Below are 12,170 nucleotides of genomic sequence, written 5' to 3' on the forward strand. Positions count from 1 at the left end.
GGGCGGCGGCCCGGGTCAGCGCTCGAGGTCTGCCAGGAGCAGGCGGACGATGCGGTCGAGGTGCTCGCGGTCCTGTTCCGAGAGCACCGACAGCATGCGGGTCTCGTTTTCGAAGTGCTCGCCGACGACGGTGTCGATGAGGTCCAGGCCGCGGTCGGTGAGGGCGACCTTGATGGCGCGGCGGTCGCCGGCGTCCGCGATGCGGCGGACCAAGCCCGCCTTTTCGAGGCGGTCCAGGCGGCCGGTCATGCCCGCGCGGGACATCATCAGGGTGTCGGCGAGGTTCGAGGGGTTGAGTTCGTAGGGGGCGCCCGAACGGCGTAGGGCCGCAAGCACATCGAACTCGCCGCGCTGCAATCCGTGTGCGGTGAACACGGATTCGACCCGCTGGGTGCCGACCACCATGAGTCTGCCGAGGCGGCCGAGGATGGCCATGGCCGTGCCGTCGAGGTCGGGTCGCTCGCGCTGCCATTGCTCCCGGATCACGTCGACCGCGTCGATGTTCTTCTCGCCCATGGACAACACTCTATTCGACGGTTTATAGTTCGGTAGCGAATTATCAAGTACCGAACGATTTGGAGCCAGTCATGAACACCGCTTCCCAGCCCGCCGCCATCCGCCGTCCCGAGGACTCGGAGATCCTCGGCGCGGGTGCGACCACGTCGGTGCGGCTGCTCATCGACGCGAACGAGGCCGGTGGGTCCAGCAGCACGGTCGAGGTGACCCTGGGGCGTGGTGCCGATGGCGCGACGCCGCACTATCACACGCTCTCGGACGAGATCTTCTACGTCGCCGACGGAGAACTGCAGGTCATGGCCGGGGATCGGATCACCACGGTGGGCGCGGGCGGCGCGATCGTGGTGCCCAAGCTCATGCCGCACGCCTTCGGGGCCGCGCCCGAGAGCACGGCGCGGATCTTCATCGCGCTCACCCCGGGCGTCGAGCGGCACGGCTACTTCCGCTTCCTGGAGAAACTGGCCCGAGGCGAGGTCACGCCCGCCGAATTCGAAGCCGCACAGGAGGATTACGACAACTACTTCATCGACGCCCCGCAGTGGTGGGACGAGCGCAACGCCAACCGCGCCTGAATCCGCGCGATTGCTGCGCAGGAACCGGAAACCCCGGTTGACCGACCGCGCCGGCCCTCAACGGAACGAATCCGGCGCTCGCGCAATGATCATCGAGGGTGCCACGGCAACTTTCCGCGGCCACGCGACCGGGTCCGGGATCGCGACGGTAGCCCCGCGATCGCGGACCGGTGTGCCGTAGGCCACCGAAATTGCGGAATGATCGGCGGCGCGGTCCGGGTTGGTAGTTTCATGGTCTTCTCTGTTCCCATCACGGTTCGCGGGTACGAGCTCGATATCAACGGGCATCTGAATCAGGCGGTGTATCTGCAGTACGCCGAGCACGCGCGCTGGGAGTTGTTGCGGGCGAGCGGTCTGCCGGGCGAGAAAATGGTCGCGGCGGGTATCGGACCGGTCGTGTTGGAACAGACCATTAAGTACCAGCGGGAATTGCATTTGGGCGATGAGGTCACCGTGACCTGCGAGTTCGAGTTCACCGGCGGCAAGATCTTCCGAATGCACCAGCAGATCGTGAAACTGGACGGCACCGTATCGGCGCAGATAGAGGTAGTGTCCGGCATTCTCGATCTCCAGGCACGCAAACTGGTTGCGGATCCCGGTGCGGCGCTGCGGGCGATCGCCGAGTCGCCGGACGTGCTGGGTCTCTGAACGAACACCGCGCCCGCCGCATCGCTCAGGTATATCAGCGAAATTCTTTCGGCGGGAGCGGTTTCCGGAACCTCGGCAAAGTTTGCCGGGGTGGCTGAAATCTTTCGTTGCGGACCGAATACGGCCGGTCGCGGGATATGATTCAGATCACGCTCGGCCCCGCAGCAAATCCCGAGCAGATCGGAGTTCAGCATGACCGGCGCCCTGCACCGGACCGGAACGACAGGTCTCACCAGCACCTCGCCACCGCTACCCGGCTATCTTGTCGCAGCCACCGAGCGAAGTATCAGCGTTCGAGTCGGCGACGGCACCTGGACCTTCCACCGGACCGATGTCCTCGACATCACCCGGTGGGATACTGCGTCGGCGCAGGGCAGCTGTGAGGGCCGCCCGGTGCTGGTGCACGTACGGCCGGGCACCACCGCCGATTTCACGCAGCGTCGCCGGGTCGAGATCACCGACCGGCCGCTCACCCTCACCGCGGACCTGAGTCCCGCGCGCGGTGACGACGAATTGCGCCGCGAGACCGAAATCTGGGCTCGCGGACTGGAACTCACCACCGCGCCCGGCGTGGGCGGAGCCACCATGACCTGCTGCCAGACCCGCTCCTACCGCGGCAGCGACGACGGCATCGCCTGCGACAGCCTGGACTGACGGGGGCGCACATGCCCGCCCGCACCATGGGTTCGGTCCTCATCGTCACCGAGGCCGAGGACCTGCACGGCGACGCCCTGGCCGCCACCCTGCGGAAACACCACGGGCACACCCCGATTCGGCTGGACATGCGCGACTTTCCGCGCGAGAACGGCACTTTCCGGCTGGGCACCGACGGTTCCTACCGGACCCTGTCGCACATCTTCGGCCTCGACGACGTCACCTCGGTCTGGTGGCGCAGGCCCCATCCCGTCAGCGTGCCCGCGGGCCTCAGAGACGAGGACGACACCTACCGCCGCGCCGAATGCGACGGTTTCCTGCAAGGTCTGCTGTGGTCGGTACCGGCCCTGTGGGTCAACGACCCCGGGGCCGACCGCACCGCCGGACGCAAGATCGTGCAGCTCGAGACCGCCTACCGCGCCGGATTCGCGGTGCCCGAAACCCTCGTCACGAATGACCCGGACGAGGCGCGCGCGTTCATCGAATCACGGCCCGGCCCAGTGGTTTACAAACGCACCGGTACGGTCCGCGGCGCGTTCACCGAGACCCGCATCTTCACCGCCGCCGATCTCGACCGCCTGCCCACGATCCGCAACTCCCCCACCATCTTTCAGGATTACATCCACGCCGAGAGCGATCTGCGCATCGTCTGGGTGGACGGCATCGAGTGGGTGGTGCGCATCGATTCGCAATCCGGTGTGGGACGGGTGGATTCACGCCTGGACACCTCGGTGGCCTTCACGGCCGATCGCCTGCCCGCCTCGGTGAGCAAGTCGCTCACCACGCTCATGGGCGCGTTGGGGCTGGCGTTCGGCGTGCTCGATCTGCGCGTGGGCCTCGATGGCGAGTTCTACTTCCTGGAGGTGAATCCCCAGGGGCAGTTCGCCTATCTCGAAATCAAGACCGGTCTGCCGATTTTCCAGAGCCTCGCAAACCTGCTGGTTCTCGGCGACGGGACCGTACTGTCCTGATCTCGCGTGGGCCGCGCGTCATCGCGAATCGTCCGAAATCGCAAGTCGTCGACCGGCTTTCGCCGGTCGAGACCCTGCAATCCACTCCCGGAACGGGAACGACGCTACTTGCCGGCCTTGGCAGCCTTGCGGCGGTTGGCACCGCCGCGACTGCGGAGTTGCACATGCGACTCCACCAGCACGTTGTGGATGAAGCCGTACGACCGCCCGGTTTCTCGAGCTAGTGACCGGATACTCGCCCCGGCCTCGTACTGCTTCTTGAGCTGGGATTGCAGGCGATCTCGGGACTTCCCGGTGACGCGCGTGCCTTTACCCAATACGGCTTTACCCTGTGCGGGCCTGTCACTCATGGCTATCCTCCGAGTCGCCGTGGGCGCCTCATTCCAGGTTAGAGACTCGGATGCCTGTGATCAACGAAACCGTGTGATCAGTGTCACGCCAACTGAATCAGTTCCAGATAATCCTGGGACCAGTGGTCCTCGGTGCCGTCCGGGAGCATGATCACTCGCTCGGGATTGAGCGCCTCGGCGGCGCCCGGATCGTGGGTCACCAGCACCACCGCGCCCGCGTAACTGCGCAGCGCGTCGAGCACCTGCTCGCGCGAGACCGGGTCGAGGTTGTTCGTAGGCTCGTCCAGCAGAAGGACATTCGCGGCCGAGGAGACCAGACCGGCCAGTGCCAAACGGGTTTTCTCACCACCGGAGAGCGTGCCCGCGGGCTGGTCGAGCTGCGGACCGGAGAACATGAACGCGCCGAGCAGACCGCGCAGATCCTGTTCGCCCGCGTCGGGGGCGGCGTGGCGAATGTTCTCCCACACCGTGGCCTGATCGTCGAGGGTGTCGTGCTCCTGGGCGAAATATCCGATTTTCAGGCCGCGGCCCGGGTCGATCTGCCCGGCGGTGAGGGTCTCCACGCCCGCCAGCAGCCGCAGCATGGTGGTCTTGCCCGCGCCGTTGAGGCCGAGGATGACCACGCGGCTGCCCTTGTCGATGGCCAGATTCACGCCGGTGAAGATCTCGAGCGAGCCGTAGAGCTTGGTCAGATTGGTGGCCATCAGCGGCGTCTTGCCGCAGGGCGCGGGCTCGGGGAACTTGATGCGCGCCACCTTGTCGGCCACGCGCACGTCGTCGGCCTCGGCCAGCATGCGCTCGGCGCGCTTGACCATCTGGTGTGCCGCAGCGGCTTTCGTGGCCTTCGCGCCGAGCTTGGCGGCCTGCTGCTTGAGGGCGGAGGCCTTCTTCTCGGCATTGGCGCGCTCGCGCACGCGGCGCTGCTCGTCGGTGGCGCGGGCGTCGAGGTATTTCTTCCAGCCCATGTTGTAGATGTCGGCCTCGCCGCGCACGGCGTCGAGGAACCACACCTTGTTCACCACATCGTTGAGCAGTTCGACATCGTGGGAGATGACGATGAGCCCGCCGTCGTGGTTCTGCAGGAATCCGCGCAGCCAGTTGATGGAATCGGCGTCGAGGTGGTTGGTGGGCTCGTCGAGCAGCAGGGTGGTGTCGGACTTGCCGCCGGAGCCGTCGGAGGCGCTGAACAGGATGCGCGCCAACTCGATTCGACGACGCTGACCACCGGAGAGCGTCTTCAGCGGCTGATTGAGCACCCGATCCGGCAGCGCCAGGCTATTGCAGATCCGCGCGGCCTCGCTCTCGGCCACATACCCGCCGAGTGACGAGAACCGCTCCTCGAGCCGCCCGTACTTGCGGATCGCCTTGTCGCGCTCCTTCTCATCGGCCACCTCGGCCATCAGCGCCTGCTGCTTCTCCATCTCCCGCAGCAGCGAGTCCAGCCCGCGCGCCGAGAGCACCCGATCCTTGGCCAGGATCTCGAGATTGCCTTCCTTCGGATCCTGCGGCAAATAACCGATTTCGCCCGAACGAATGACCTTGCCCGCGTATGGTTCACCCTCACCGGCAAGAATCCGCAGCGTCGTGGTCTTCCCCGCGCCATTGCGGCCCACCAGCCCGATCCGATCACCGGCCTGCACCCGCAGCGCCGACCCGGGCGCCGTCAGCAGGGTGCGGACTCCGGCCCGGACCTCCAGGTCGGTCGCGGTGATCACAAGCGTCTCCTCGGGTGCAGCGTGGATGCGGGTCGGTAACTCATCGATTGTGTGCCGTCTCGACACACAAGAACCACCGATTTTACTTCAAGCGCCACAGACCCAAGGTCAGGGCCCGCTCCACCATTCTCTGGGTCAGCGCAGCCACCGGCGGGTGTCATCAGGCCAGCGGGCCGCGCTCGGTTACGTCGCGTCGGCGGCGGTGCGGATGAGGTTCGCCACGACCGTTGGTTGGGAGACGTAAATGGCGTGGCTGCCCGGGGTTTCGGCGACCGTCGCGCCAATGCGGTCGGCCATCGACAGCTGGGCGGGGGGCGGGATCATTTTGTCGTCGGTGACGTGCAGGTACCAGCTGGGCTTGCTGCGCCATGCGGGGTCGGTGATGGGGCCGCCGAGGGCGTCCAGGCCCCAGGGGACTTGGGAGTCGGCCAGGAAGGCGGCGTCGGGAGCGGGGAGGTCGGCGGCGAAGGAGGCGTGGAACTTGGAGCGGTCGAGGAAGAGGTAGCCGTCGACCGGGGGGAGGATCGGGGGTTGGGGGCCGTCCTGTGGGAATCCGGCGATGAGGGTGTTGACCGATTCGTCCTTGTCGGGGGCGAAGGCGGTGATGTAGACCAGGGCGGTCACCTTGTCGTGGGTTCCGGCCTCGGTGATGACCGCGCCGCCGTAGGAGTGCCCGACCAGGACCGCGTCGCCCGCTACGCCGTCGAGGATCTGGCGGGTGGTCGCGGCGTCGTCGGCGAGGGACTTGGTCGCGTTCTGGACCACCCGCACGGTGTAGCCGTCGCGGGTGAGCTCGTCGTAGACATTGCGCCAGCCGCCGCCGTCGACGAATCCGCCGTGCACCAGAACGATTGTCGGTTTGCTCATGGCAACCTCTTCTCTAGACCGGGTGGCGGGGTCGCGCATCCCGGGGAACTGCCGTCACATCGTCTGCCGCCGCCCGCCTGTCCGACTTGGACGCTCGCGCACACAACCCGGACGAGAGCGCACCGCGTGCTCAGGTGGCGGGCGCTTGCGGATGGCCACGGCGCATTTCGCCGGGGCTGACCCCGTAGGCCGCGCGGAAGGCCCGGTTGAAGCCACTGATATCGCCGAATCCGTTGCGATGCACGAGGGTTGCGATGCCGAGGTGGGCGAGACGATGATCGAGGAGTTGGTCCCGGACGCGCGCCAGCCGGCGACGGCGGATATAGAGCGCGACCGACTCATGCTCGGCTTGGAACAGCTTGTGCAGGTACCGCGTCGAAATGTTCACCGCCGCGGCGATTTCGCCGGGTGACAATGTCGAATCTGCCAGATGCTGCTCGATATGGGCCTTGATTCGCATCATCAGACTGCGCTGCGCGGCGTCGGTGTACCCGACCGAGTCGGGTGCGGCGAGCAGGCACAACGCCAAATCGGTGGTGCGCGCGAGGATCTCCTCGGAGCGCTCCTCCGCCACGTCCGCCCCGTGCCGAATGAGGTCGAGCACGAATCTACCGACCACCCCGGACAGCCCGTCTCGCCCCGACAGCGCACGCCCGCTGGCCGATCGGCGCGCGGACTCGCTGAGCGCCACCGCATCCGATGGCACCGACAGCACCGACACCGACCACGGCCGAGTGAAGGTCCAGGTGAACGGCCGCGAATTCTCGTACACCGCGAAATCACCCGGTGCGAGCGCGGCAACCCGCCCATCCTTCTCCAGCGTCGCTTCCCCTCGGTCAGCACCGCGATCTGAAAGAACGCCGCATCCGACTGCCGGATGCACTGCGCGGTCCGCCGGTGAACGTGCGGGCTCGCGGTCAATTCGGCGAACAGCAACCGCCCGCGGACGGTTCCCGCCAGTCGAGCCGTCGGCTCGGGAGAGACATCCCAGCCCTCCAGATTCACCGGAGCGAACGTATCGCCCAGCACATGATGCCAATAGTCTTCCCGCTCAGCGGGTTCGACATCTTCGGTCGATGCAACAATGTCGGACACCCCTGTCATTCTTCCGCGCCGGCACGTCGGCGATGAGGGGATTCGAGGTGACCGAGTCGCTCGAGGAGCAGTCGAATAGCTCCGTACCGCAACGGAATCCAGGTGTCACGGGTGGCTGATACCGTGGCGGTGGAGTCGTTCGGAAGGCAGGTCTGGATGGTTGTGGTGAGTGAGCTGAATCAGCGGTGGATTCGGCGGTTCAGTCCGGCGCCGGACGCCGGGGTTCGACTGGCTTGTCTGGCGCACGCGGGTGGGTCGGCCAGCTATTTCCTGCCGGTGGCGCGGGCGTTGGCACCCGAGTGCGAGGTATTGGCGGTGCAGTATCCGGGTCGGCAGGACCGGCGGTTGGAGAAGCCGTTGGTGAGTGTGGGGGAACTCGCGGACGCGGTCGCCGAGCAGCTGCTGGCGTGGGCGGATCGGCCGCTGGTGATTTTCGGGCACAGTCTCGGAGCCCTCGTCGGGTTCGAGGTGGCGGGGCGGCTGGCCAACAAGGGATGCGAGCCCGCGGCACTCGTCGTATCCGGGCGGCGGGCACCGTCTCGGGTGCGGGTGGAGAACGTGCACACCCGGACCGATGACGGGATTCTCGCCGAGCTGGATGCGCTGGGCGGCACCGATCCGCTCGCGCTGGCCGATCCGGAGATGCGGCAGCTGATTCTCGATGCGCTGCGCGCGGATTACACCGCGGTGGAGACCTACCGCTACACCGAGCGCGCACCCTTGCGGATGCCGATCTCGGCGCACATCGGCTCCGACGATCCGCGGGTGACCCTGGACGAGGCACAGGATTGGTCGCAGCACACCACGGGCCGCTTCGAGCTGCACACCTATCCGGGTGGGCATTTCTATCTGAACGACCAGGCCGCGACGGTGATCGCCAACCTGCGCCGCGTCTTGGCCGCGGCGCAGGCCGGTTCGTAACCGAGACTCACGGCAGGTCGACGGCGAGCCAGTCGTCGACCGCGCGGGCGACCACCTCGGCGTGCTCCTCCATCATGGTGAAGTGGTTGCCCAGGGCGTCCACGACGGTGTGCGGGAAATCCCATGTCGTGTGCCAGTCTTCGCCGTCGGGCCACGGGCCGGTCGGTTCGCCCGCGCGCACCAGCAGGACCGGCGCGTTCATCTCGGCCAGCTTCCAGGTGGCCAGCAGCGGGGTGAACCACGCGCCCGCGGTCACTCGGTGATCGTCCATCGGCGTGTACGCGCCTTCGCGTTCGAGCGTTCCGAGCATCAGGGCATCACCCCATGCCGCCATCACCGGGCTGTCGGGCGAGTAGGTGTCGATCAGCACCACGCGCTGCGGGCCCGCGCCCAGATCCTCGAGCCGACGGCAGATTTGATTGGCCATGAGCCCGCCCGCGGAATGCCCGACCAGGATGAACGGTTCGCCGTCGGTGTGCCGCAGGATCGTTTCGGCCTGCAGGCGCACGCTGGCGGCCAGGTTGGCGGGCAGCAGTTCACCGGCGGCGTAGCCGGGGTTGACCAGGGCGTGTACGTCGCGTCGGCCGCGGAAGATGGAGGCGAAGCGTGCGTATTCGTGCGCCCCGGACAGCGGTGAGAAGGTGCAGCAGCAGATCAGGCCGGGTCGGGTGTCGCCCTGGGCGAGTCGCGTCATGCGCAGTGTGCCACCGAATTCCGAGGGCTCCTCGAACTTGGGCCGGAATTTGGAGATCTCCACCAGGCTCAAAGCGAATTCGGTGGCCTGGCCGACGCGGTTGGCATCCTGCCAGAGCCGGCCCAGCATCCCGCCGGATTGCGGTGTCGCGGTGCCGGTTCCGGTGAAAGCGCCCAGCAGGTGCTTGGCGAGTTCGCCGGGGGTGGGATGGTCGAAAGACATGCTGCTGGACAGTTCCAGGCCGGTGACCCGCGCCAGGCGGTCGCGGAGTTCGACCGCCGAGATCGAACTCAGCCCCAGTTCCAGGAACTCCCGGTCGCGCGCGACCGATTCCGAATCGTCGTGGCCGAGGACGAAAGCCGCGTGGTCGAGCACCAGATCCAGCATCACCTGTTCGGGGTCGGTGGTCTCGGCCAGCCGCTGCCGCAGCGCGTCGGGCGAGTCGAGGGCGGTGGTCGGCGCGCTGGCCCGCACCGCAACCTGGCCGGACCCGTCCGGCCAGTAGCGGCGGTGTTGGAAGGCGTAGGTGGGCAGGTCGATGCGCCGACCGCCGGAAAGCACCCGCTGCCAGTCGATTCCGACGCCTCGGACGTGCAGTCGAGCCAGCCCGGTCATCAGGGCGGTGCCCTCGTCCCGGTCGCGTCGGAGCAGGGGTACGAAGGCCGCGTCGGCGGTGGCGGGGACGCAGTCGCGGCCCATGGCCGCCAGGACGGCGTCGGGTCCGAGTTCGGCGAAGGTGGCGACGCCCAGCTCGTGCAGTCGCCGGATGCCGTCGTGGAACCGCACGGGTTCGCGCACGTGCCGCACCCAGTAGTCGGCGTCGTAGGAGTCGGCGAGTTCGCCGGTCAGGTTGGATACCAGCGGGATTCGGGGCTTCTCGTAGGTCAGTCCCTGGGCCACCTGACGGAACCGGTCGAGCATGGGCTCCATGCGCGCGGAGTGGAAGGCGTGGGAGACGTTCAGCCGCTTGGCTTTCCGGTCGCCGACCACCTTCACCACGGCTTCTTCGTCACCGGAGAGCACCACGGACTCGGGCCCGTTCACGGCGGCGATACCGACCCCGTCGACGAGCAGCGGCACCAGTTCCGCTTCCGAGGCCCGCACCGCCATCATGACCCCGCCCGCGGGCAGGGCACCCATCAGTCGGCCGCGGGCGCTCACCAGGGTGCAGGCGTCGGCCAGCGACAGCACGCCCGCCACGTGCGCGGCCGCGATCTCGCCGATGGAGTGGCCGATCAGGAAATCCGGTGTCACGCCCCAGTGTTCGGCGAGCCGGAACAGCGCCACCTCGATCGCGAACAGCCCGGCCTGGGTGTGCTCGGTCTCGTCGATCGGACCGTCGTCGGCGAACAGCACCTCCCGCAGCGAGCCCGCGCCGCGGGCGTCGTCGAAGGCTCGGCACACCTCGTCGAGTGCCGCCACGAACACCGGGGCGCAGCGGTACAGTCCGCGTCCCATGCCCGCGCGCTGCGCGCCCTGACCGGAGAACAGGAACGCGAGCCGACCCGGCCGCACCACACCATCGACGAGTTCGACGGCGGTGCCGCCGGCAGCCAGCGCGTCCAAGCCCGCCACCACACCGTCCGCGTCGTCGGCCACGATGACGCCTCGATGTTCCAGTGCCGCACGGGAAGTGGCCAGCGAGTAGGCGAGGTCGAGGGCGTCGGCCCGCTGGGCCAGTGGCCGCAGCCGCACCGCCTGCGCGCGCAGCGCCTCCCGGCTGCGACCCGAAAGCAGGTAGGGCAGCGGGTATCCCGGACGGTCCGGGACGGCCTCGCCCATGGCAACCTCGGAGACCTCTACGGGCGGTGCCTGTTCGAGGATGAGGTGAGCATTGGTGCCGCTGATTCCCATGGAGGACACCGCGGCCCGGTGCGGATTTCCCGTGTCGGGCCAGGCCCGCGGCTCGGTCAGCGGTTCGACCGCGCCCGCCGACCAGTCGACGTGGGGCGAGCGGGCGTCCAGGTGCAGGATCCGCGGAATCCGCCCGTGCCGCATGGCCAGCACCGTGGCGATCACCCCCGCCACCCCGGCCGCGGTCTGGGTGTGGCCGATATAGGACTTCAGCGCGGCGAGCAGCACCGGCCGCTCCCGATGCTGGCCGTAGGTCGCGAGCAGCGCCTGCGCCTCGATGGGATCGCCGAGACTGGTTCCGGTGCCGTGCGATTCGACCACGTCGATGTCGGCGGCGCTGAGCCGGGCCGCGGCCAGGGCCTGCCGGATCACCCGCTGCTGCGACAGCCCGTTGGGCGCGGATAGGCCGTTGGACGCGCCGTCCTGATTGGCCGCGCTGCCGCGCACCACCGCCAGCACCGGATGCCCGTGTCGGCGGGCGTCGGACAACCGTTCCAGGACGAGCATGCCCGCCCCCTCCGACCAGCCGGTGCCGTCGGCCGCCGCGGAGAAGGGTTTGCAGCGCCCGTCCGCGGCGAGCCCGCCCTGCTGGGCGAATTCCACGAACAGGCCCGGCCCCGGCATGACCGAGACACCCCCGGACAGGGCCAGCGCGCATTCGGAGCGCCGAAGCGCGTTGCAGGCCAGGTGGATCGCGATCAACGACGAGGAGCAGGCGGTGTCGATGGTCAGCGCGGGCCCCTCGAGGCCGAGCGCGTAGGCGATGCGCCCGGACATGACGCTGGTGGTGTTGCCGGTGAGCAGGAACCCGCCGACGCCCGGGGTCTGCGCGGCGGCGAGGGTGTCCAGATACCCGCAGTAGGCTCCACCGACGTACACCCCGACCTGCTCGCCGCGCAGACTGTCGGGTGCGAGTCCCGCGCGTTCGAGTGCCTCCCAGGCCCCTTCGAGCAGCAGCCGCTGCTGGGGGTCCATGGCCAGCGCCTCGCGGGGCGAGATCCCGAACAGGTCGGCGTCGAAATCGGCGACGTCGCCGAGGAATCCGCCCTCCACCGTGCCGGAGTACTCGCCCTCGATCACCCAGCCGCGGTCGGGCGGGAACGGCGCGATGGCGTCGCGGCCGTCGTCGAGCAGCTGCCACAGCTCCTCCGGGGAGGTGACCGCGCCGGGCAGGCGGCAGCTCATGCCGATGATCGCAATGGGTTCGTCCGCGGCGTCGGTGAGGCGCTTGTTCTCCTGCCGCAGGGTCTCGTTGTCCAGCAGCGTGCTGCGCAGTGCGTCGACGAGGTCGTCGAATTCCGTTGTCACCGTTG

General features: G+C 68.1%; 11 protein-coding genes. 5 read left to right on the forward strand and 6 right to left on the reverse strand.

What is annotated here, in order from left to right; translation table 11 throughout:
- Window positions 1-15: 15 nt before the first annotated feature.
- Window positions 16-516 (reverse strand): MarR family winged helix-turn-helix transcriptional regulator, encoded by a 501-nt coding sequence (locus VMT65_RS08695; RefSeq protein ID WP_326307544.1) that lies wholly within the window; start codon window positions 514-516, stop codon window positions 16-18.
- Between the two features lie 71 nt (window positions 517-587).
- On the opposite strand from VMT65_RS08695, the gene VMT65_RS08700 reads away from it, so the two are divergent.
- The 4 genes from VMT65_RS08700 (at window position 588) to VMT65_RS08715 (ending at window position 3,361) form a co-directional block, all read left to right on the forward strand.
- Window positions 588-1,088 (forward strand): cupin domain-containing protein, encoded by a 501-nt coding sequence (locus VMT65_RS08700; RefSeq protein WP_326307545.1) that lies wholly within the window; start codon window positions 588-590, stop codon window positions 1,086-1,088.
- A gap of 198 nt (window positions 1,089-1,286) precedes the next feature.
- On the forward strand, window positions 1,287-1,736 hold the full coding sequence (locus tag VMT65_RS08705) for an acyl-CoA thioesterase (RefSeq protein WP_326307546.1): 450 nt from the start codon (window positions 1,287-1,289) through the stop codon (window positions 1,734-1,736).
- 192 nt (window positions 1,737-1,928) lie between these two features.
- Entirely contained in the window at window positions 1,929-2,390 is a 462-nt protein-coding gene (locus VMT65_RS08710; RefSeq protein WP_326307547.1) for a hypothetical protein, read from the forward strand.
- Window positions 2,391-2,401: 11 nt separating this feature from the next.
- Window positions 2,402-3,361, forward strand: coding sequence for an MvdC/MvdD family ATP grasp protein (locus VMT65_RS08715; RefSeq protein WP_326307548.1), 960 nt, complete (start codon window positions 2,402-2,404; stop codon window positions 3,359-3,361).
- A gap of 104 nt (window positions 3,362-3,465) precedes the next feature.
- Here the strand turns inward: VMT65_RS08715 and VMT65_RS08720 are convergent, their stop codons facing one another.
- The 4 genes from VMT65_RS08720 to VMT65_RS08735 form a co-directional block, all read right to left on the reverse strand.
- A complete protein-coding gene (locus VMT65_RS08720; protein WP_033087059.1) occupies window positions 3,466-3,711 on the reverse strand; it encodes a helix-turn-helix domain-containing protein in 246 nt (81 codons plus the stop codon).
- Between the two features lie 83 nt (window positions 3,712-3,794).
- Window positions 3,795-5,426 carry an ABC-F family ATP-binding cassette domain-containing protein gene (locus tag VMT65_RS08725; protein ID WP_326307549.1) on the reverse strand — a complete coding sequence of 544 codons (1,632 nt, stop codon included), beginning with the start codon at window positions 5,424-5,426 and terminating at the stop codon, window positions 3,795-3,797.
- A 183-nt stretch (window positions 5,427-5,609) separates the two neighbouring features.
- On the reverse strand, window positions 5,610-6,293 hold the full coding sequence (locus VMT65_RS08730) for an alpha/beta fold hydrolase (protein ID WP_326307550.1): 684 nt from the start codon (window positions 6,291-6,293) through the stop codon (window positions 5,610-5,612).
- Window positions 6,294-6,423: 130 nt separating this feature from the next.
- Window positions 6,424-7,176, reverse strand: coding sequence for a helix-turn-helix domain-containing protein (locus VMT65_RS08735; RefSeq protein ID WP_326307551.1), 753 nt, complete (start codon window positions 7,174-7,176; stop codon window positions 6,424-6,426).
- A gap of 323 nt (window positions 7,177-7,499) precedes the next feature.
- Here VMT65_RS08735 and VMT65_RS08740 point away from each other — a divergent pair, with 323 nt between their 5' ends.
- Complete coding sequence (locus tag VMT65_RS08740; RefSeq protein ID WP_326307552.1) at window positions 7,500-8,309, forward strand: thioesterase II family protein; 810 nt, start codon at window positions 7,500-7,502, stop codon at window positions 8,307-8,309.
- Window positions 8,310-8,316: 7 nt separating this feature from the next.
- Here VMT65_RS08740 and VMT65_RS08745 read toward each other — a convergent pair whose 3' ends face one another.
- Entirely contained in the window at window positions 8,317-12,165 is a 3,849-nt protein-coding gene (locus VMT65_RS08745) for a type I polyketide synthase (protein ID WP_326307553.1), read from the reverse strand.
- Window positions 12,166-12,170 lie beyond the last annotated feature (5 nt).

Origin of the sequence: Nocardia sp. CDC153 (assembly GCF_035818515.1) — a bacterium.
GTDB lineage: Bacteria > Actinomycetota > Actinomycetes > Mycobacteriales > Mycobacteriaceae > Nocardia.

Coding starts and splice junctions, on each gene's coding strand:
- VMT65_RS08730 (WP_326307550.1), bottom strand. CDS start 6,293: ATGAGCAAACCGACAATCGTTCTGGTGCACGGCGGATTCGTCGACGGC.
- VMT65_RS08710 (WP_326307547.1), top strand. CDS start 1,929: ATGACCGGCGCCCTGCACCGGACCGGAACGACAGGTCTCACCAGCACC.
- VMT65_RS08705 (WP_326307546.1), top strand. CDS start 1,287: ATGATCGGCGGCGCGGTCCGGGTTGGTAGTTTCATGGTCTTCTCTGTT.
- VMT65_RS08720 (WP_033087059.1), bottom strand. CDS start 3,711: ATGAGTGACAGGCCCGCACAGGGTAAAGCCGTATTGGGTAAAGGCACG.
- VMT65_RS08700 (WP_326307545.1), top strand. CDS start 588: ATGAACACCGCTTCCCAGCCCGCCGCCATCCGCCGTCCCGAGGACTCG.
- VMT65_RS08715 (WP_326307548.1), top strand. CDS start 2,402: ATGCCCGCCCGCACCATGGGTTCGGTCCTCATCGTCACCGAGGCCGAG.
- VMT65_RS08695 (WP_326307544.1), bottom strand. CDS start 516: ATGGGCGAGAAGAACATCGACGCGGTCGACGTGATCCGGGAGCAATGG.